The sequence below is a fragment of the Methylovirgula ligni genome (assembly GCF_004135935.1).
In the GTDB taxonomy this organism is placed as follows: Bacteria; Pseudomonadota; Alphaproteobacteria; order Rhizobiales; family Beijerinckiaceae; genus Methylovirgula; species Methylovirgula ligni.
Map to the genome: position 1 here is coordinate 2,655,486 of NZ_CP025086.1, position 19,520 is coordinate 2,675,005.

Sequence of the window (19,520 nt, forward strand, 5' to 3'; positions counted from 1 at the left end):
AATTGACTATCGCCAGCATGACCGGCTTCGCGCGGGTCTCCGGCGCCACGGCGAATTTCCGCTGGGCCTGGGAAGTGAAATCGGTCAACGCCAAAGGGCTCGACCTGCGCCTGCGGCTCCCGTCAGGGTTTGATGCGATCGAAGCGGAGGCGCGCGCTAGCCTGGGCAAGAAGCTTACGCGCGGCACCTGCTACGCGACCTTGTCGGCACAGCGCGAAGCCGTGACTCCCGAGGTCTATCTCAACGAGGGGCTGCTGCGCCGGCTGGCCGAAGCGATCTCGCATGTCGGCACTAACGACACCTTGCGCCCGGCCTCTATTGACGGCCTGCTCGGCGTGCGGGGCGTCATCGAAATCCGCGACGCGGGCGATGAGGAATCCGATTTGCTGGCGGTACAGCGGGCTGCGCTCGAAGGTCTCGGTGAGACGGTTACCGCGCTCGCCGCGATGCGCGAGCAGGAGGGCGCCGCCCTGGCGCTGATCCTGACGCAGCGCCTCGACCGGCTCACGACGCTGCGCCAGGCAGCGGAGGATTGTCCAGCGCGCAAGCCCGAGGCGGTTCGTGCCAAGCTCGCCGAATCGGTCGCGCTGCTGGCCGGGCAGAATAAATTTGACGAGACGCGGCTCTATCAGGAGGCGCTGCTGCTTGCCGCCAAAGCCGACGTGCGCGAAGAACTCGACCGGCTCGAAACCCATATCGCGGCGGCCAATGAGCTTTTGCAGAAGGGCGGCCCGATCGGCCGGCGGCTCGATTTTCTCGCCCAGGAGCTGGGGCGCGAGGCAAATACGCTCTGCGCGAAATCGAATGATGCGAGCCTGACGGCGATCGGACTTGAATTGCGCGTCGAGATCGAGCAATTCCGCGAGCAGGTTCAAAACATCGAATAGGGGTTTGCGTGGCCCTTGCAGCGCATAATGATACGGACGGCGGCGGCCTGAAGCGGCGCGGCCTCATGCTTATCCTGTCGTCGCCCTCCGGCGCGGGCAAGACGAGCTTGACGCGGATGCTGCTGCAAAGACCCGAGCTTGATCTGACTCTGTCGATCTCGGTCACGACGCGTCCGCGCCGGTCGAGCGAGGTCGAGGGCATCCATTACGAGTTCATCACCCACAAAAGGTTCGAGCAGCTGCGCGACGAGGGCGAGTTGCTGGAATGGGCGGAGGTCCACGGCAATTGCTACGGCACGCCGCGCGAGCCGGTCGAGCGCGCTCTAGCGCAAGGCCGCGACGTTCTCTTCGACATCGATTATCAGGGCACGCAGCAGGTGAAGGCCAAAGCGGGCGAGGATGTCGTCACCATCTTCATCCTGCCGCCCTCGATGAAGGAGCTGAAGTCGCGGCTCGAACGCCGCGCCGAGGATTCCGGCGAGGCCATCGCGTCGCGGCTTGCCAATGCCGCCAATGAAATCCGCCGCTGGAGGCTCTATGATTACGTGCTCATCAATGACGATCTGCAGAAGACATTCAGGGAACTTGTCGCGATCCTGACCGCCGAGCGTAGCCGTGCCGTGCGGCAGACGCCGGGGATCGAGGCCTTCGTCGAGACGCTGCTCAGCGAGAAATAACGCCGCCGCTCCGCTCGGCCTTCAGCGCATTCGCAAGCGCCACGAACCCTGCAACCTCGATTTCCTCCGCGCGCCGGGTCGGTTCGATTCCGGTGGCTGCAAGCAAAGCGAGCGGATCGACGCCAAGGCTCTTCAGGCTCTGCCGCAACATCTTGCGCCTCTGGCCGAAGGCGGCCTGCGTCACCGCCGCGAGCAATCGGACATCGCAGGCAAGCGGCGCGGCGCGCGGCACAAGCTCGATGACGGAGGATGTCACTTTCGGCGGCGGCGTGAAGGCGGCAGGAGAAACGTCGAAGAGGATGCGCGTCGTGCAGCGCCAATTGGCGAGCACGGCAAGCCGGCCGTAATCGGCGCGCTCCTTCGGCGTCGCGACGATACGCTCGGCGACTTCCTTCTGGAACATCAGCACGAAGCGGTCGAAGACCGGCGGCCAGGCTGGAGCTTCGAGCCAGCCCGTCAGCAGCGCCGTCGCGATATTATAGGGCAGGTTGGCGCAAATGCGCGCCGGGCGGTTCGCGCCGACGAGCGCGGCGAGATCGGTCGCGAGCGCGTCGGCTTCGATAACCTCAAGACGGTCCGGATAATACGCGGCGATTTCGGCGAGCGCCGGCAGGCAGCGCGGGTCGCGCTCGACGGCGATGACGCGGCGCGCGCCTTCCGCCAGCAGCGCCCGCGTGAGGCCGCCGGGGCCGGGGCCGATCTCGACGATCGTGGCTTCTTCCAATGGCCCCGCCGCGCGGGCGATGCGCGCGGTAAGATTGAGATCGAAGAGAAAGTTCTGGCCGAGGCTTTTCTGGGCAGCGAGCCCGTGCGCGGTGACCACCTCGCGCAGCGGCGGCAGAGCGTCTTTCACGCTTGCGCCTTCGCGAGTTTGGCGGAAAGGCGCAGCGCGGCGATGAGACTCGCCGGATCGGCCGTGCCCGCGGCGGCAATGTCGAAGGCCGTGCCGTGATCGGGCGAGGTGCGCACGAACGGCAGGCCGAGCGTCACATTGACCGCACTGTCGAAGGCGAGCGTCTTGATCGGGATCAGCGCCTGATCGTGGTACATGCAGATCGCGACATCGTATTTTTCGCGCGCGGAGGCATGGAACAAGGTGTCGGCCGGGTAGGGGCCGCGCGCGTCGATGCCGGCCTCGCGCAGCGCCGCGACCGCCGGAGCGATGATCTCGATTTCCTCGCGTCCCATATGCCCGGCTTCGCCCGCGTGCGGATTGAGCCCGCTGAAGACGATCCGCGGCGCCGCGAGGCCGAAGCGGCGCTTGAAATCGGCATTGACGATTTCGCCGGTCGCGATCAGCAGTTCGCGGGTGATGAGGCGCGGGACTTGCGCCAGCGGCACATGGATCGTCGCCGGCACGACTGCCAGCGTCGGCGACCAGAGCAGCATCACCGGCCGCGCCTTTTGGCCATAGAAGCGCGCCGCCAATTCGCCGAGGAATTCGGTGTGGCCGGGGTGGGCGAAGCCCGCCCGCTGCAAGACTTCCTTGGCGATGGGATTGGTGACGAGCGCGTCGGCCGCGCCGCTGTGGACCAGCTCGACTGCCATTTCGATCGATGCGACGGTCGCCGCGGCATCGGCGGTATCGGGCGCGCCGAGGGCTCCTGCGACTTTGCCCCGCAGCCCGATAACAGGCAGGGCGCGTGGAAAAAGCGCCAGCGCCTCGGCGGGGTCTGCCACCTCGACGGGGACATTCAAGCCGAAGCGCCGCGCAACGTCCGCGAGATGATCGGCCTCAGCGATGATGAAAAAGGCGGGCGCCGTGGCGTCCGCGTGCAAGGCCGCCCAGGCCTTCAGCGCCAGTTCCGGGCCGATGCCGGACGGATCGCCGCGCGTCAGCGCCACAAGGCCGCGCGGCGCCGACATCAGTGCTTGACGATGACGGCGTAGGAGCGCAGTTCGGCAAGCCGGCGGTCGGCGTCCGCGCGCATTTGCGCGCCCAGCAGCCGTTCGGAAATCGCCTTGCGCACGGCGGTGTCGTCGGTCGATATGCCCTTGCTGCAGACGGCGATCATCTCGATGCCTTCGGCGGTGCGTTCGGGCGGCGTGAGATGTCCGGTCGGGGTCTTGTCCAGCAATTGTTTGAGCGCATCGCCGATTTGGAGCGAATTGCGCGTCATTTCGTCCTTCACCGCGACATCGTCCATCCCGCGTGCCAGTGGCACGCCGTCGGCGCAGTTGGTAAAGCGCGTGCGCAATTGTTCGGCGGCTTTGACGCGGGCTTGCGTCTCGGCGAAGATATTGCCGCCATGCAGGGTGAAGATGACCTGCCGCAGCTTGTAATCGATCCCGGCCGCGGATTTGCCGCCGTCCTTGGCGAGTTCGGCGCGGATGGCGCCCTCGCTCGCGTCGACGCCCTTGTTATAGGCCTGCACAAGCAGGTTGAACTCGAAGTCGGCGCTGAAATGATCCTTGATATGCTGTTCCGAAATGCCGGCCCGCTGCGTTGCGCCCAGCAGCGCTGCGGCCGAGGTTCCGAGTTGATTGGCTTCCACGGCGATCTGCTGGCCGATTTCGGAATCCGAGACCGAGATCTTGAATTTCGAGGTCTCTCCAAGCTTGAGCGCATCGTCGATCATGCTGTTGAGAGCGTCGTCGTAAGTTGCGGGCTTGTGCATTACGCGCAGCAGCTTCTCGCGTTCCGCGACATCCCAACTGGTGATCGGCGCGCCATTGACCGTTGCGATGATTTCCTGCGCATGCGCGCGCTGCGGCGCGAAGAGAAACGTTCCCGCGACAAGCAGCCAAAAAGCGGCGGCTGCGGTGAGCGATACGTTCAGTCCATGTTTGTTCAAGCTGAAGCAACCCAACATCGGGGCCTTTCTCCCAATTCTTCGATCCCCGTCGAAAATTCCACGAATCGTATCTAGAGCAATGCAAAACGGCAATTATCTGTCGAGCGACTGGGCACCATTGGCGTAGGAGGTCTGGCTGTAGCGCGCATCGCCAAGCGAGCGCAATTGCAACTGGACCAGGAAGGTCTGGTTATGGACGATCGTTCCGGTGCCGATGTCTTGATAGACCGAGCTGTAGTTGACGAGCAGGGAGGTACATTCGTCGTGGTAGCCGGCGCCGATGCCTTCGGAGGCCACGGCCCAGGGCCCGACATTGTTGTTGCCCGTCAACGAAGGGGGATAATACTGCCGGCTCATGTCGAAGGTGATATTGCCCTGGACGAAATAGTGCGGCGTGATCTGATAGCGTGAATTGAGGCTCAGCCCCTCGCGCGGCACGTAATAGCCGAGGACCGGCTGAACGGCGTAATTGGCGAAGTCGACGCCGCCCGTCCACGCGCCGAGGTTGAAGTCCGAGGCGATATCGAGCCGGTCGGGCTGGAAGGTCTGGGTATTGAAGAGCCCCTTGGCGGTGAAATCCATGAACGGAAGCGGCGCGACGGTCAGAGCGCCGACATAGTCCGAGGCGCGCGTCTCGAGCCCTGAGGCGAGACCGTTGTTGACCGCGCTTGGCTGATCGAAGCCGTTCGTGCCGGCGACCTGGTAAGACTGGCCGGCGATGAAATTGACATAGCCGCCGTTCTTCAAATTGAACGTCGCCTGGCCGCCGTAATTGGCGCGTGTGCCGGTCTCGAACTGGTCGTAACCGGAATATTTGTTCCAGGCGAACAGATTGGTTTCATCGAACACGAGACTCTGGGAGTCCATGTTCACAAGCGAATTCGATCCGACCAGATTGTTCGGCCGGACGATGATCTGCCCGATCGGCTCGACCACGGCGGAGCCGAAGCTCGTATTGACGAAGATCGGATAGCGATATTCGAGGCCGGCGCCGGGCATGACATAACCCTGGACGCCGCTGACCTGGCCGACGAAATTCGTCTGGTCGCTGTTGAAATACGTATAGTTCGCGCCATTGCCCGGATTGCTGACCTCATAATTGTCGTTCGTATTGAGGTCGAGCCATTCGCCATTGAGGCGCGCGAAGACGAACGGCGTCCAGACTTCGCCGATCGGATCGACGAATTTGCGCTGCCAGGAAAGGTCGGCCGTGGTGCGCGTCTGCGTGCCGCCGATGCCGCGCAGGAGGCAGTCGCCTGCCTTCGTGCCCGGGACATAATGGGGCATATTGTTCAGCGTGCAGGCTTCATAGAGCCCGACCGCCGGATCGAACAATTGCGTCGCCGGGTCAAACCCCTCTCCGGCGACGGGCGAATAGCTCGCGATTTGCTGGGAGACCGAGGTGAGATTGAAATCGGCCACGACCTCGCCGCCGATGCCGGCGGTCTTTTTCGGATCAAGCCCGAAAAGATGGTTGTAGTCGAGCACCAGCGCGTTGGGCTGCGTTTGCTGGATGTCGCGCGAGGTCAGCCCCTCGAAGTGAAAGCCGCGCAGATCGAAATAGCTGTCATTGCCCTGACCGGTCAGGTAGGCGTCGGACACCGTTTCCGTATAGTACTGCGAGGCGCTCGACTGGTTGGCGAAGGCGTAATCCCAGAAATACCATTTGTCGCTGAGCGCGGTGATGTTCCAGCCGTATTTCCAATACTTGTCGATCAGGAACTCGCCGCGGGTCTCGAGCGAACCGCGGAACGAATGGCCTGCCGCGCCCCAGGGCGATTCCGGAAACAGGTTCGGATTGGTCTGAAAGATGCCGTTGGCGCGAATGAAGTAACTGCCGCTGGCGAGGCGGTGGCGCCATTCGAAATCGTTGTAGAAGCCTTCGTTCACAAAATAGGTCGGCGTCCAGGTCAGATCATAGTTCGGCGCGATGGCCCAGAAGACCGGCACCTGCACGCCGAAACCGAGGATCGAACTGCTGATCGTCTGTGGCGACAGGATGCCCGATTTGCGCTTCACGGTTGGGTCCGGCGAGGAGAAGACCGGCACATAGGCAACCGGGACGCCCAGGAACTCCAGCCAGGCGTCGGTGTAATAGATCATGTGCTCGTCGTTGTTGTGGACGATGCGCTTGGCGCGCACCCGCCACAACGGCGGCTTCGTCGGATTGTCGGCGCAGGTCGCGCAGGCGGTATAGGTGCCTTTGTCGTAAACCGAGATCGCGCCCTGCGTGATCTCGGCGTGCGGGGCGCTGAAATAGGTCTTTTCCGTCGAGGTCGAGCGCAGGCTTTCGACAAAACCCTCGCGGAAATCCTTCGTCATGTCGAAGCTGTCGCCATAGACGATGTTGCCGTCCTTGTTGATCAGCTTGGCGTGGCCCTCGGCAAAGACGCGACCGGTATTGCGGTTGTAGATGACCCGGTCAGCCTGAAGCGTGCGGCCCTGATAATAGATCCGGGCGTTGCCGACGGCGGAAACCGTGTTCTTGTCCCTGTCGTAGACAAGTTGGTCGGCCTCGACGAACATTTTATCGGGCTGCGTGGCGGCCTGCGTCGCGCCGCCGCTGGTCTGCGCCAGGGCGGGCCTAGCCGGAACGAAGCCGAACAGGAATAGCGCGCAAAGCGCGAGCACGACGCCGCGCATGCGCAGCGCCGGCCGAAGCGGGGACCGGCCCGGGCCAAAGTCAGTGGGGCAAATACGCCGCCCCATTAACCATCCTCCTGGTTGAGGAGAGCCAGGCCTCCGAGCATGCTGCCGACCACCGCCGGTGACCATGCCGCAACGGACGCGCTCAAAATGCCGGCTTCGCCGAAATCGGACACCATCTTGGTCAGGAGATAAAGCACGAAGCCTGCGGCGATGCCACCTCCGACCATCCTGCCGATGCCACCAAATCGGAAAAATCTTAATGAAAAGGCTGCGGCGATCAAAACCATCGCCACGAGCATCAGCGGCCGCGCCAGAAGTGTCTGGAATTGAAGGTCGAGACCGTTCGGATCGAGCCCTGCCACGGCGGCCTCGTCGCGCATCCGCCGCAACGCCCAGAACGGGACGGAATCCGGAGTCAGAAAGCTCTCGGACAGGTCGCTCGAAGAAATATCCGTCGCCAGCAGGTAGATGCCGACCTTGTGCGGGTCCTCGCCGGGCGCGCTGACCTCGGCATCCTGCAGCTTCCACACACCTTGCAGCAACGTCGCGCTGGCCGCCTGTATCCGCTCCTCGAACTTGCCGTCCGGCTCGTAGACATAGGCGATAACCGATTTGAGGTGGGTGCCGGCATCGAGCGCGCTTTCGGCGCGCAGAATGGCTTCGCCGTCGATGCCGCTCTCGCGGATCCACAGGCTGCCGTCGCCAAGCGCGCTGCCGGCTCGGCCGAAAAGCTTCGCCTCGATCACGTCGGCGCGCTGCTTCATCGCCGCCGAGAGCGGGTTGAACGCCGTGACCGACAGGATGCCGACCGTCAGGGCGATGGCGACGGGCGGCAGCAGGAATTGCCAGACCGATATGCCGGCGGAGCGGGCGACGATCAGCTCCAGCTTGCGGGTCAGGTCGATGAAGGCCGCCATCGTGCCGAACAGGACGCAGAACGGCAGGATCTGCTCCGCCACAGTCGGCGTCCGCAGGAGCGCCAGATAGGCGATATAGCCGGGACTGGCCCCCTCCATGCCGTTGGAGCGGCGCAGCAATTCAACGAGGTCGAAGACGTACACGGTGCCGACGATGGCGGCGAAGACCGCCGCGATCGTCTTGAGGAAGCGCCAGGTCAGGTAGCGGCCGAGGGTCGTTCCGAGGATGTTCATAGCGCCGCCCGCTTGTTTGCGGCGCCGCCTGCGGCCAAAACCACCCCAGCCCGAGGCACCGCGCCTTCAGGCGCAGCGGTCAGGTCGGCTGAGCGGGTCAAACTGGCAACGAACGACATAACGCGGGCGCTTCCGTGGAGAATAGGCCGACCGGCCACCAAAGCAGGTTCGGAACTGCGAGAATGGCTAACATCAGACGGGCCGCCCAAAAGGGCCCAGATCTTCGCGCATCGTCTCCCTATCAGCGGCCGGGTCGCTTCCCGCGACGCCCGGCCTGTCCGGCCGCCGGAATCGCGGATAGACCCGTGAAAACTCACTCTCTTTGGCTACATAGTCGATGCCATTGGTGCAAGCTGCTCGGGGCATTTTGAGGGCAATTGCGTTGCGATGCGCAAACCCCGTTGCGCCGGGGCCACGGCCGCCGGGGCGCCGGCGACTCTGGCGAAAAAACTGGCGAGGAAATGCCGAGCAGTGCTAGGGCTTGGCGTCCGCACCCGTCGCCCTCCGTCAGCGGACGCCGGGCGAGCCCTAAGTTTCTGTTTTGCAGCACGGTCTCTCGAATCGTCCCGCGTTTTCGAGGCCATGCAACGAGAAGAGAGCCAGATGCCCCACGCCGCAAAAGTTGATTTCGTTCCGCTCGCGTCCCTGTCGGTTGCCACGCCCCCGGCGAAGGCCAGCGGCAAAGTCAAGCAAGTATCGACGCTCATCATCTTCGCTGGCGAAGATTTGAACCTGGGCAAGGCAACGCGCGGCCTGATCGGCGAGGATGGCGTCGCGCTCGTCAAAAAGGCAGCCGGAGCCGCCAAGTTCAAGGGCAAAACGTCTTCGACGCTCGACATTCTCGCCCCGGCCGGGCTCACGGCCGAGCGCCTGCTCGTCATCGGCGTTGGCGGCGACGAGAGCGAAAAATCCGCCAAGGGCAAGGATCATGGGAAGGATCACGGCAAGGGCAAGCGGCCACAGGATTTTCTGAGCCTCGGCGGAATCGTCGCCAGCAAGGCTGGCCACGCTTCGGCAGTGACCGTTGTTTTCGACTTGCCGCACAATCCCAAGGATGCGGCTGCCGCGGCGGCGGAATTCGCCGAAGGCATCACGCTGCGCAGCTACAAGTTCGATCTCTACAAGACGAAGAAAAAGGATGATGACGCGGGCGAGGCCGCGGCGATTTCTGTCGCTGTGGAAGATCCCGCCGCGGCCAAGCGCGCCGCCAAAGGCCGCGAGGCGGTGGCCGAGGGCGTCATCCTCGCCCGCAGCCTCGTCAACGAGCCGGCCAACATCCTCTATCCGGAAGAATTCGCCAATCGCGCCAAGGAACTCGAAAAGCTCGGCGTCGAGGTCGAGATTCTCGACAAGGCGGCGCTGGCCAAGATCGGCATGGGGGCGCTCCTCGGCGTCGGCCAGGGGTCGGCGCGCGAAAGCCGCGTCGTCATCATGCGTTGGCGCGGCGACAAGGGCAAAGACAAGTCGAAGCCAGTCGCCTTCATCGGCAAGGGCGTGACCTTCGATACCGGCGGTATTTCGATCAAGGGCGCCGCCGGCATGGAAGACATGAAGGGCGATATGGCGGGCGCCGCGTGTGTCGTCGGGCTCATCCATGCGCTCGCCGCGCGTAAAGCCAAAGTCGATGCGATCGGCGCCATCGGCATTGTCGAGAACATGCCAGGCTCCAATGCGCAGCGGCCGGGCGACATCGTCAAATCGCTCTCCGGCCAGACGATCGAGGTCATCAATACCGATGCCGAAGGCCGCCTCGTGCTGGCCGATGTGCTCTGGTACGTGCAGGACAAGTACAAGCCGCAGTTCATGGTCGATCTCGCAACGCTGACCGGCGCGGTGATGGTCGCGCTCGGCCAGGAATATGCGGGCCTGTTCTCCAACGACGATACGCTGAGCGAGCGGTTGACCGAGGCCGGCAAGGAGACGAACGAGAAGCTCTGGCGGCTGCCGCTCGGGCCGAGCTATGACAAGCTCATCGATTCCAAATTCGCCGATATGAAGAACACGGGCGGACGCCACGGCGGTTCGATCACCGCGGCGCAATTCATCCAGCGCTTCGTCAATGGCACGCCCTGGGCGCATCTCGACATTGCCGGCACCGGCATGAATGCGCCGGCGAACGATATCAACCAGAGCTGGGGCTCGGGATTCGGCGTGCGGCTTCTGGAGCGGCTCGTCAGCGATCATTATGAAGGGTAAGTCCCCGCCCTGACCGGCGAGGCCGCATGGAGATCTGGTTCTATCATCTGCAAAGTCAGCCGCTTGAGCGCGCCTTGCCGGCGCTGCTCGAGCGCGCGCTTGCACAAGGCTGGCGCGCCGTCGTCCAGGCCGCGAGCGAGGAACGTCTCGACGCGCTTGACGAGGTTCTCTGGACCTACGCCGATGCCAGCTTTCTCGCGCACGGACGCGCCCGCGATGGCGATGCGGAGATGCAGCCGGTCTATCTGACCTGCGGCGGCGAAAATCCCAACGCGGCGCGGCTGCGGCTCTTCGTCGACGGCGCCGATGTCGCCGGAAATCTCGCCGCCGATGCCGCCTATGAGCGCGCAATCCTGCTGTTCGACGGCAACGATCCCGACCAGCTCGACGGTGCGCGTTCGCAGTGGAAAGCGCTGAAGTCGAGCGGCTTTCCGCTCACCTATTGGCAGCAGAACGAGCGCGGCGGGTGGGAGAAGAGGGGATAAAAATCCCTTCTCGCGCTTGCCGCTTTCACGCCGCTGCGTCCGAACCCACCTCAAGCTGCCAATCGATGGCTTCAAGGCGGGCGTTGCGCCGAAGGGTCTGAGGCGGCTGCCCGAAGGCTCGCAAAAAAGCGCGGCGCATATGATCCCGGTCGCTAAACCCGGTCTGACGCGCAACGACGTCGATCGGATGGCGGGTATGCTCCATGAGCGCGCGCGCAGCTTCCGTTCGCATGTTCTCGATCGCTTTGGCGGGCGACTGGCCAGTCTCGGCATGAAAAGCACGGCTGAATTGCCGCGGGCTAAGATGCGCCACCTCAGCAAGCTCGGGCACGGTCAGCGGCTTATGAAGATGTTCGCGGGCGTAGGCGAGGGCGGTCTGAATCCGGTCGGATTTGGGTTCCAGTTCAAGGAGCGTGGAGAATTGCGATTGGCCGCCGGCGCGCCGATGGTAGATGACAAGCTTGCGCGCGACCGACTTCGCAATTTCCGGCCCGAGATCGCTTTCGATCAATGCGAGGCCGAGGTCGATCCCGGCGGTCATCCCCGCTGACGTCCAGATCGGGCCGTCATTGATGAAAATCCGGTCCTCGTCGACTTTCACCTTGAGAAATTTCTTCTGCAATTCGCGGGCATGAAGCCAGTGGGTGGTGACGCGGCGGCCATCGAGCAGACCAGCCTCGGCGAGCACGAACGCGCCCGTGCACGTCGCAGCGATACGTCTGTAACGTTGGGGGGAGGCTTTGACGAAGGCGATCAACCCTGGCGTCGGCGCCTCGGGGATCGTCGCGCCGCCAATGATCAGCGTATCGAACCTGGCATCGCTGAAAGCTTCGCTATCGAGTTTCACGCCAGAAGAGGTTTTGACCGCGCCGCCGGTTTCCGAAATAAAATGAAGCTCATAGGCAGGCTCTTCCGCCAGCAGATTGGCAATTTCGAAGACCGTCACGACGGCCAGCGCCATCACCGAATAGCCGGGATAAACCAGGAATGCGACGTCCCGCATGACTTACACCTTATGTCCTAAATAGCCGTATATATGACATTTGAGACTTCGGCGCGCAACCCTATTGTCTTTCCGCCCGCGGCTCAGAATCTGAGCGATTACGGAAAGGAATAGAACCCATGAGCAATGCCAAGGGCACGGCCCTCGTTACAGGCGCGTCTTCGGGCATCGGTGCCGTCTATGCGGACCGGCTTGCCAAGCGCGGGTATGACTTGATTTTGGTGGCCCGCAACGCGGAGCGGCTGAACGCCGTCGCAAACAGGCTGCGGGCGGAGACTGGCCGCGCGGTCAAAGTCTTTCCGGCCGATCTCGCCGATAAGGCCGGCCTCGCGAAAGTCGAGGCGGTGCTGCGGGACGATCCGAGCATCAGTGTGCTCGTCAACAACGCGGGCTTTGGGGCCGTTACGTCGATTCTCCAGGCGGATGTCGATGACATGGAGGCGATGATCGAGCTCAACGTCACCGCGCTGACACGTCTTACCTACGCTGTGGCGCCGGCCTTCGTGGCGCGCGGCAGCGGCACGATCATCAACATCGCCTCTATCGTCGGTATCGCGGTCGAGATGTTGAACGGCGTCTATAGCGCGTCGAAATCCTATGTCCTCAGCTTCGGTCACTCGTTGCAAAAGGACTTGGCGGATAAGGGGATTCGGATACAGACCGTCCTGCCTGGTTCGACGGCGACCGAGTTCTGGGACGTTGCCGGCTATGCGGCGCAGAAGGCGGCGTCGATCACCATGTCCGCGGAAGATTGCGTCGATGCAGCGCTCGCTGGACTCGATGCCGGAGAATTGGTCACCATTCCGGGGCTTTACGACGGCGACGCGTGGACACGGTGGGAAGCGGGCCGCCGCGAACTTTCAACACAGTTTGGCAACGCCAAACCCGCACCGCGCTACGAGGTGGAAACACATCGCGTCAGCGCCGCCTGATCCGCGTGACCGATCCAACGGGCATCAACGAGGGGGACGCAGCGCGGCCCTCTCGCGTTCCCCGCCGATCATGATCGCTACGCGGAGCGCCAATGACCCGGCGTTTTCTTATCGTTCTCGTGGCGGACGCGCGCGACGAGCGGGTGATGGCCTTGGGCCTTCGCCCATTCGATCGCTTCGTGCTGCGTCTTGGTCTTATGCAGCGCATGGCCGGCGTGATCTTCGATCACGTAATCCTCGATCGGGCTTCCTTCGCGGTGGCCCTTCGGGCGAGGCTCGATATAGACGTTTGGCATCGGTCACTCCCCATGACGTGTGCCCGCGTTTGATACCATGAAACCAGGGCGGCGCAGTAGGCGAATTTACGACCTTGCCATCAGCGACACGGCCAGCGCGTAGATACGTAGCCGTGCTTGCTCCGGCAGGCTTGCGAGCGTCTTGAGATAGATCTGGCCAACGGCGCACATGCGCGCGTCGGGGATCGGCGGATTGGGCTGCTTGCCGTCGAGGATTGCGGCGACTTCGGCATCGTTCACGCCCTGAGCCTTCATCGCGCTCGAAAGCTGGCTGAAGTCGGCGTCGCCCGGCGGGTCGCGCTGGATGCCGTTGGTGCGGCCGCTGACGATCGCATCGAGACCGGCGATGGCCATGTCCGCGACAAGCGGACGGTGCGTGGCGGAGAAAGTGAAGAAGGCTTCGCTTGCGCCGCCGTAAAGGAAATCGACGCAGAGCTTGGCGTCGGTCGCTGCCAGCGCCTGCATCATCGCGAGCTGGACATCGAAAATGCGGGCGAGCGCCGGCCCGTCGGCCTTGGCGGCGAGAATGCCGTTCGAGACACGCACTTCGCGCACGGCCTGCGAGAGCAGGGAATCGACGTTCCGCACATCCTTGCCGTCGAGCGATTCCTTGGCGAAATCGTCGAGGATCGCGTCGTACTGGCTCGGCAGCGCCGATTGGAGCCGGGCGAAAAAGACGGCGTAATCCGGCGCGTCGTGGGCGATCTCTTTTTCGATGGTCCCGCGGGCGAGAGCGAGAGGCTCGGCAGCGGGCGGCTCGGGCGCGGTGACGTTCGGCGCCTCGGCGCTCTGCGTTTCCGCTGCCTGGCGTCCGGCATCGAGGAAAAACGCGACCGCCAGCGCGACAGCGATCACCGCCGCAAAGCTTAGAAGCGCCAGACGCAGAACGTCCTGGCCAGCGGGCCCGCGCGCGAGAACTGGACCTTCTTCGCCGTGATACGCGTCGGACAATTCAGGGTTACTCCAGCCCGGCAGCACACGCCGGTGTCGTCTACTAAGGCTTTGATTTAGAGCATGATCGCATGACGCTGACTAGGGCGCGGCGCGCAGTTTCGTCAGCCTGCCGCCTTGAGCCGCTCAAAACCGGCCGCGAGATCGGCCTTGAGGTCGTCGGGATCTTCGAGGCCGATGGAAAAGCGCAGCGCCGGCCCCTCAGGCGCGAATTTGGTCGCCGACCGGTAGGAGCTGCAGTCGAAGGGAATGACGAGGCTCTCATAGCCGCCCCAGGAATAGCCCATGCCGAAGAGCTTCAACCCGTCGAGAAAGGCGGCGAGCGCTTTTTGCGACGTAGGTTTGAGGAACGCCGAAAACAGCCCCGATGAGCCGCGGAAATCGCGCTTCCAGATCGCATGTCCGGGGCAATCGGGCAAAGCCGGATGCAGGACGCGGGCGACCTCCGGCCGTTCGACGAGCCAAGTGGCGAGGGCCAAACCCTGTCGCTCCGCCTCGCGCAGGCGCAACTCAAGGCTGCGCAGCCCGCGCAAGGCGAGGAAGACATCTTCGGGACCGGGGCAATTGGCGAAGAGATCGAAAGTCGCATGCAGACGCGGGAACCAGCGCGCATTGGCCGAGACGAGCCCGAGCAGGAGATCGGCGTGGCCGGAAAGATATTTGGTGCCCGCCTCGACGACGAGATCGACGCCGAAGCCATGCGCCTGGAAGAACAGCGGTGTCGCCCAGGTATTATCGAGAATGGTGCAGAGTCCCTTCGCGGCGGCGACCGCGACGATCGCCGGCACGTCCTGAATCTCGAATGTCTGCGAGCCGGGCGTTTCAAGAAAAATGACGCTGGTATTGGGCCGGATGAGAGACGCGATGTCTTCGCCCAGCCAGGGATCGTAGAAGGTCGTTTCGACGCCGATCCGGGTTAGGAATCGCTCGCAGAAACTGCGCGTCGGCTGATAGACGGAATCGCTGACGAGGATGTGATCGCCTGCTTTCACCACAGTGAGCAGCGCGAGCGCGACGGCGGAAAGGCCCGAGGGGGCGAGCACAGTGCCAGCGGCGCCGGTGATCTCGGTCCACGCCGTTTCCAGCGCGTCGGTCGTCGGCGTGCCGTGCGTGCCGTAAGTATATTTGGCATTGCGGGCGACGAGATCGGCATAGGAGCGGTAAAGCACGGTCGAGCCGCGATAGACCGGCGTATTGATGAAACCATGCTGCTCGAACGGGTGGCGGCCCGCATGCACCAGTTTGGTGCGGTCCTTCAAAGGCCTGCTCTCGTCCGATTTCGTCATCGTCCTGTCCTGGATGCGCGGACCGGGACGGAATTTCCGTCCGCGGCGCTGAATCGTCGCCATTATGCCCGAGGCTTTACGGCAAATCGCAGATTCGCTGCAATTTTGGGCTTTTGGCAATTTGTCGCGGCGCTTGACCGCGGTGCGATAAAGTTCTGATAGTCGCGCCCGTCGCGGCGCCACGTTGCGCTTCAGCCGAGAGACGAAATGAAAACCGCATTGCTTAGACTGGCCTTTCTCCTTTCGCTCGGCCTTGCCGCCGTCTTTGCAGCCGGGGCGGCTTCGGCCGGTACGCTCGACCAGGTCAAGCAGCGCGGTTATCTCAATTGCGGTTCCAATCCGGGCCTCGCCGGTTTCGGTCTGCCCGATTCCAACGGCAATTGGACCGGGCTGGACGTCGATTTCTGCCGCGCCATCGCCTCGGCGATCTTTGATGATCCAAACAAAGTGAAATTCATTCCGTTGACGGCCAAGGATCGCTTCACTGCCCTGCAATCGGGCGAGGTCGATGTGCTCGCGCATAACACGACCTGGACGGTTTCGCGCGAGGCGGGGCAGGGCCTGCTGTTTACTGGCATCAACTATTACGACGGCCAGGGCTTCATGATTCACAACAGGCTGAACATATCCTCGGCGCTCGAGCTGTCCGGCGCATCGATCTGTGTGCAGCAGGGCACGACCAGCGAATTGAATCTCGCCGATTTCTTCCATTCGCATCAGATGCAGTATGAATCGGTCGCCTTCGCTACGTCCGATGAGGCGCTGAAAGCCTACGACACGGGCCGCTGCGATGCCTTTACCACCGATTCTTCGGCGCTCTACATCGAGCGGCTGAAACTCGCCAATCCCAGCCAGAATATCATCCTGCCCGAGATCATCTCGAAGGAACCGTTCAGCCCGGCGGTACGCCAGGGCGATGACCAATGGTTCAATATCGTCAAATGGGTGGGCTTCGCCATGTTCGACGCCGAAGAGGCGGGCATCACCTCGAAGAACGTCGACGAAAAGATAAATTCCGATGATCCGACCGCGCGGCGCCTGCTCGGTGTCGAGGGCGATTTCGGTCAATCGCTGGGGCTGACGAAGGATTGGGCCTATCGCTTCATCAAGGCGGTCGGCAATTACGGCGAGAGCTTCGACCGCAACCTCGGCGTCGATTCCAAACTTGGCATAAAGCGCGGCATCAATGCGCTGTGGACACACGGCGGCATCCAATATGCGCCGCCGGTGCGCTGACCCGCAGTGGCGACGCTGAGCGGCGCGTTCCGGCGCGGCAACGCGGCGCATAGTGCGCTCGTACAAATCGCTTTCGTCCTTGGCCTTGGCTTCCTCGTCTATGAAGCCGCCACGCTCGCGCTCGCGCATATGCGCGAGCATCATATCCCGACCGATTTCGGCTTCTGGAACGAGCGCGCCGGATTCGACATCGATCCGCATCTGATCGCCTATTCCTTCACCTCGACCTATGGGCGCGCGTTTTTCGTCGGGCTCATCAACACGCTCGTCGTCAGTGCGGTCGGCGTTGTTTTTGCGAGCCTTCTCGGCTTCGCGATCGGCGCGGCGCGCCTCTCGACCAATCTCGTCATCGCAAAATTTGCAGGCTTCTATATCGAAGCGTTCCGCAATGTGCCGCTGCTGCTGCAGATCCTGTTCTGGTACAATGGCGTGCTGAAAGCCTTGCCGGCACCGCGCGCGTCACTGGCCTTTCCCGGCCATATTTTTCTCAACGATCGCGGCCTGTTCATGCCGGCGCCGACGTTGTCGCCGCTGGGCCTTTCGCTGCCGGTGTTTCACGGCTTCAATTTCATCGGCGGCATGAAGCTCTCACCGGAATTCGTCGCGCTGACGCTCTCGCTCGTTCTTTATACCGCGACCTTCATCGCTGAGATCGTCCGTGCCGGCATCGCCGGCGTGCCGAAAGGGCAGGGCGAGGCCGCCGCCGCGCTCGGTCTCAACGCCGTACAAGCGCGCAAATTCGTCATCGTGCCGCAAGCCCTGCGGCTCATCGTGCCCCCGCTGACGAGCCAATATCTGAATCTCTTCAAGAATTCGTCGCTGGCCGTGTTCATCGGCTATCCGGACCTCGTGCAGGTCTTCGCTGGGACGGTCCTCAATCAGACCGGTGCGGCTGTGCCCGTCATCACCGTGACCATGGCCGTCTACCTCTTCGTTTCGCTGCTCGGCTCGCTGGCGATGAATCTCTTCAACCGCCGGATTGCGGGAGCCGTGCATTGACACAGGCTTTCGTCCGCGCCGCGCCCGCGCCCCAACTGCCGCCGCCGAAGCAGGCCGATGGGCGCGTGGCGGCATTGTCGCGCAATCTCCTCGGTTCGCCGAAATCGCTCGCACTCACGTTCGGCGCTTTGGTGCTCGTCATATGGGCGGTGCCCGATCTCCTGCGCTATTTTATCTTCGGCGCCGTCTGGCATGGCGATGCCGTCACTTGCCGCGCCACGGATGGCGCGTGCTGGCCGTTCATCGCCGAGAAGCTGCCTTATTTCGTCTATGGCTCCTATCCGCTCGATCAGCGCTGGCGGGTCGATCTTGTCTTCGCCGTTGGCGGGCTTTTAATCGTTTGGCTGTTGGCGCCGCGTGCGCCGGCGCGGCGACTCGGCCTGTGGCTCGCCTTTCTCGTCTATCCCGTCCTCGCCTTCGTACTGCTCTACGGCTGGCCGGCACTCGGCCTGCCGCGCGTTGCCAGCGATCTCTGGGGCGGGATGCTCGTCACCTTGATCGTCTCCGCCGTCGGCATCGTCGTCTCGCTGCCGCTCGGGATTCTGCTCGCGTTCGGGCGGCGCTTCGGCCCCCTGGCCGTGCGGCTGACCTCGGTTGCCTTCATCGAATTCATGCGCGGCGTACCGATGATCGCGGTGCTGTTCATGGCCAATACGATGCTGCCTTTGTTCCTGCCCGAGGGCGTCGAGCCCGACAGGCTGGTGCGGCCGCTCGTCGGCGTCGCGCTCTTTGCGTCGGCCTATATGGCGGAAGTCGTGCGCGGCGGCCTTCAGGCTATCGCCAGAGGACAGAACGAGGCCGGGCAGGCGCTCGGCTTGCGATTCTGGGCGATCCAGCGTCTCGTCATCCTGCCGCAGGTGCTGCGGCTGACGATCCCGGCGATCACCAATACTTTCATCGGCCTCTTCAAGGACACGACGCTCGTCGCCACCGTCGGCATTTTCGATTTTCTGCGGACCGTAGATTCGGCGCGGCTCGATCCCAATTGGTCCGGCCCGACGATCACGCCGACGGCCTATGCTTTCGCGGCGCTCGTCTATTTCGTCTGCTGCTTCAGCCTGTCGCGCTATGCGCAAGGACTTGAGCGGCGGCTCGCGGCGGGCTACGGCCGCGATCGATTCCAATAAATTAGAGCGGGATTTGTGCGAAAAACCGCTAAACACTTTTTCGCATCCCGCTCTAGGCAGGTTGAGAGACAGGATGACCCAGACGCCCGCCGTCGAGATCGAGCATCTCAACAAATGGTATGGCCGCTTTCATGCCTTGCGCGACATCAATCTGACGGTCGCGCAGGGCGAGCGCATCGTCATCTGCGGGCCCTCAGGCTCGGGAAAATCGACGCTGATCCGCTGCGTTAATGGACTCGAAGGCTTCCAGGAGGGCAGGCTCGCCGTCGACGGGATTGAACTGACACCCGCCTCAATCGCCGCCGTGCGGCGCGATGTCGGCATGGTCTTCCAGCACTTCAATCTCTTCGGTCATCTCACTGTATTGCAGAATTGCACGCTGGCGCCGATCGAGGTGCGCAAGATGGACCGGCGCGCCGCGGAAGATCTCGCCCGGCATTATCTGACGCGCGTGAAAATTGCCGATCACGCCGACAAATATCCGGCGCAGCTCTCGGGCGGGGAGCAGCAGCGCGTCGCTATCGCCCGCGCGCTCTGCATGAGCCCCAGGATCATGCTGTTCGACGAGCCGACATCGGCGCTCGATCCCGAGGCGGTGAAAGACGTACTCGACCTCATCATGGCGCTCACGGTCGAGGAAAAGATGACCATGCTCTGCGTGACGCACGAAATGGGCTTTGCGCGCCAGGTGGCCGACCGGGTGATCTTTATGGCCGGGGGCGAAATCGTCGAAATCAACGCGCCGGAAGCGTTTTTCAGTGCGCCGCAACATGCGCGCACGAAGCTATTCCTGAGCCAGATCTTGCGCTGACGATGATAGGAACGGGCTGGCTTGCGGGGCCGTTCGACC

General features: G+C 63.1%; 18 protein-coding genes. 9 read left to right on the top strand and 9 right to left on the bottom strand.

What is annotated here, in order from left to right; all coding sequences use genetic code 11:
* Window positions 1-2: 2 nt before the first annotated feature.
* Both CWB41_RS12775 and gmk read left to right on the top strand, forming a co-directional pair.
* Window positions 3-887 carry a YicC/YloC family endoribonuclease gene (locus CWB41_RS12775; protein WP_115837550.1) on the top strand — a complete coding sequence of 295 codons (885 nt, stop codon included), beginning with the start codon at window positions 3-5 and terminating at the stop codon, window positions 885-887.
* 65 nt (window positions 888-952) lie between these two features.
* Complete coding sequence (gene gmk / locus CWB41_RS12780; RefSeq protein WP_115837638.1) at window positions 953-1,564, top strand: guanylate kinase; 612 nt, start codon at window positions 953-955, stop codon at window positions 1,562-1,564.
* Here the strand turns inward: gmk and rsmA are convergent.
* The 5 genes from rsmA to lptG form a co-directional block, all read right to left on the bottom strand.
* Complete coding sequence (rsmA, locus tag CWB41_RS12785) at window positions 1,551-2,417, bottom strand: 16S rRNA (adenine(1518)-N(6)/adenine(1519)-N(6))-dimethyltransferase RsmA (RefSeq protein WP_115837549.1); 867 nt, start codon at window positions 2,415-2,417, stop codon at window positions 1,551-1,553. The two genes, gmk and rsmA, sit on opposite strands and share 14 nt — an antisense overlap.
* Window positions 2,414-3,430, bottom strand: a complete 1,017-nt coding sequence (gene pdxA / locus CWB41_RS12790; protein WP_115837548.1) for a 4-hydroxythreonine-4-phosphate dehydrogenase PdxA — start codon at window positions 3,428-3,430, stop codon at window positions 2,414-2,416. The genes rsmA and pdxA overlap by 4 nt, the downstream gene beginning before the upstream one ends.
* Complete coding sequence (locus CWB41_RS12795; protein WP_115837547.1) at window positions 3,430-4,377, bottom strand: SurA N-terminal domain-containing protein; 948 nt, start codon at window positions 4,375-4,377, stop codon at window positions 3,430-3,432. Before CWB41_RS12795 ends, pdxA begins: the two co-directional genes overlap by 1 nt.
* Before the next feature lie 75 nt (window positions 4,378-4,452).
* Entirely contained in the window at window positions 4,453-7,002 is a 2,550-nt protein-coding gene (locus CWB41_RS12800; protein ID WP_165204330.1) for an LPS-assembly protein LptD, read from the bottom strand.
* Window positions 7,003-7,067: 65 nt separating this feature from the next.
* Window positions 7,068-8,159 (bottom strand): LPS export ABC transporter permease LptG, encoded by a 1,092-nt coding sequence (gene lptG, locus CWB41_RS12805; RefSeq protein ID WP_181902989.1) that lies wholly within the window; start codon window positions 8,157-8,159, stop codon window positions 7,068-7,070.
* 603 nt (window positions 8,160-8,762) lie between these two features.
* Here lptG and CWB41_RS12810 point away from each other — a divergent pair.
* Together CWB41_RS12810 and CWB41_RS12815 are read left to right on the top strand one after the other, a co-directional pair.
* The gene (locus CWB41_RS12810; protein WP_115837545.1) at window positions 8,763-10,355 is read left to right on the top strand and encodes a leucyl aminopeptidase; all 1,593 of its coding nucleotides are present in this window, start codon (window positions 8,763-8,765) and stop codon (window positions 10,353-10,355) included.
* Between the two features lie 26 nt (window positions 10,356-10,381).
* Window positions 10,382-10,840 carry a DNA polymerase III subunit chi gene (locus CWB41_RS12815; RefSeq protein ID WP_115837544.1) on the top strand — a complete coding sequence of 153 codons (459 nt, stop codon included), beginning with the start codon at window positions 10,382-10,384 and terminating at the stop codon, window positions 10,838-10,840.
* Between the two features lie 25 nt (window positions 10,841-10,865).
* On the opposite strand, the gene CWB41_RS12820 is transcribed toward CWB41_RS12815, so the two are convergent.
* On the bottom strand, window positions 10,866-11,843 hold the full coding sequence (locus CWB41_RS12820) for a GlxA family transcriptional regulator (protein ID WP_115837543.1): 978 nt from the start codon (window positions 11,841-11,843) through the stop codon (window positions 10,866-10,868).
* Window positions 11,844-11,962: 119 nt separating this feature from the next.
* Here CWB41_RS12820 and CWB41_RS12825 point away from each other — a divergent pair, with 119 nt between their 5' ends.
* The gene (locus CWB41_RS12825; RefSeq protein WP_115837542.1) at window positions 11,963-12,775 is read left to right on the top strand and encodes an SDR family NAD(P)-dependent oxidoreductase; all 813 of its coding nucleotides are present in this window, start codon (window positions 11,963-11,965) and stop codon (window positions 12,773-12,775) included.
* 77 nt (window positions 12,776-12,852) lie between these two features.
* Here CWB41_RS12825 and CWB41_RS12830 read toward each other — a convergent pair whose 3' ends face one another.
* The 3 genes from CWB41_RS12830 to metC form a co-directional block, all read right to left on the bottom strand.
* Entirely contained in the window at window positions 12,853-13,071 is a 219-nt protein-coding gene (locus tag CWB41_RS12830; RefSeq protein WP_115837541.1) for a hypothetical protein, read from the bottom strand.
* Window positions 13,072-13,137: 66 nt separating this feature from the next.
* Window positions 13,138-14,022, bottom strand: a complete 885-nt coding sequence (locus tag CWB41_RS12835) for a hypothetical protein (RefSeq protein WP_115837540.1) — start codon at window positions 14,020-14,022, stop codon at window positions 13,138-13,140.
* A gap of 104 nt (window positions 14,023-14,126) precedes the next feature.
* Entirely contained in the window at window positions 14,127-15,308 is a 1,182-nt protein-coding gene (gene metC, locus CWB41_RS12840) for a cystathionine beta-lyase (protein ID WP_115837634.1), read from the bottom strand.
* 207 nt (window positions 15,309-15,515) lie between these two features.
* On the opposite strand from metC, the gene CWB41_RS12845 reads away from it, so the two are divergent.
* The 4 genes from CWB41_RS12845 to CWB41_RS12860 all read left to right on the top strand — a co-directional run bounded on the left by CWB41_RS12845 (window position 15,516) and on the right by CWB41_RS12860 (window position 19,481).
* On the top strand, window positions 15,516-16,544 hold the full coding sequence (locus CWB41_RS12845; protein WP_115837539.1) for an amino acid ABC transporter substrate-binding protein: 1,029 nt from the start codon (window positions 15,516-15,518) through the stop codon (window positions 16,542-16,544).
* Between the two features lie 6 nt (window positions 16,545-16,550).
* On the top strand, window positions 16,551-17,543 hold the full coding sequence (locus tag CWB41_RS12850) for an amino acid ABC transporter permease (protein ID WP_245411346.1): 993 nt from the start codon (window positions 16,551-16,553) through the stop codon (window positions 17,541-17,543).
* Complete coding sequence (locus tag CWB41_RS12855; RefSeq protein WP_115837538.1) at window positions 17,540-18,670, top strand: amino acid ABC transporter permease; 1,131 nt, start codon at window positions 17,540-17,542, stop codon at window positions 18,668-18,670. The genes CWB41_RS12850 and CWB41_RS12855 overlap by 4 nt, the downstream gene beginning before the upstream one ends.
* Before the next feature lie 73 nt (window positions 18,671-18,743).
* Window positions 18,744-19,481, top strand: a complete 738-nt coding sequence (locus tag CWB41_RS12860; RefSeq protein ID WP_115837537.1) for an amino acid ABC transporter ATP-binding protein — start codon at window positions 18,744-18,746, stop codon at window positions 19,479-19,481.
* The last annotated feature ends 39 nt before the right edge of the window (window positions 19,482-19,520 follow it).

Coding starts and splice junctions, on each gene's coding strand:
- CWB41_RS12825 (WP_115837542.1), top strand. CDS start 11,963: ATGAGCAATGCCAAGGGCACGGCCCTCGTTACAGGCGCGTCTTCGGGC.
- CWB41_RS12820 (WP_115837543.1), bottom strand. CDS start 11,843: ATGCGGGACGTCGCATTCCTGGTTTATCCCGGCTATTCGGTGATGGCG.
- CWB41_RS12860 (WP_115837537.1), top strand. CDS start 18,744: ATGACCCAGACGCCCGCCGTCGAGATCGAGCATCTCAACAAATGGTAT.
- CWB41_RS12830 (WP_115837541.1), bottom strand. CDS start 13,071: ATGCCAAACGTCTATATCGAGCCTCGCCCGAAGGGCCACCGCGAAGGA.
- CWB41_RS12800 (WP_165204330.1), bottom strand. CDS start 7,002: ATGCGCGGCGTCGTGCTCGCGCTTTGCGCGCTATTCCTGTTCGGCTTC.
- metC (WP_115837634.1), bottom strand. CDS start 15,308: ATGACGAAATCGGACGAGAGCAGGCCTTTGAAGGACCGCACCAAACTG.
- CWB41_RS12845 (WP_115837539.1), top strand. CDS start 15,516: ATGAAAACCGCATTGCTTAGACTGGCCTTTCTCCTTTCGCTCGGCCTT.
- pdxA (WP_115837548.1), bottom strand. CDS start 3,430: ATGTCGGCGCCGCGCGGCCTTGTGGCGCTGACGCGCGGCGATCCGTCC.
- lptG (WP_181902989.1), bottom strand. CDS start 8,159: ATGAACATCCTCGGAACGACCCTCGGCCGCTACCTGACCTGGCGCTTC.
- CWB41_RS12810 (WP_115837545.1), top strand. CDS start 8,763: ATGCCCCACGCCGCAAAAGTTGATTTCGTTCCGCTCGCGTCCCTGTCG.
- CWB41_RS12815 (WP_115837544.1), top strand. CDS start 10,382: ATGGAGATCTGGTTCTATCATCTGCAAAGTCAGCCGCTTGAGCGCGCC.
- gmk (WP_115837638.1), top strand. CDS start 953: ATGCTTATCCTGTCGTCGCCCTCCGGCGCGGGCAAGACGAGCTTGACG.
- CWB41_RS12795 (WP_115837547.1), bottom strand. CDS start 4,377: ATGTTGGGTTGCTTCAGCTTGAACAAACATGGACTGAACGTATCGCTC.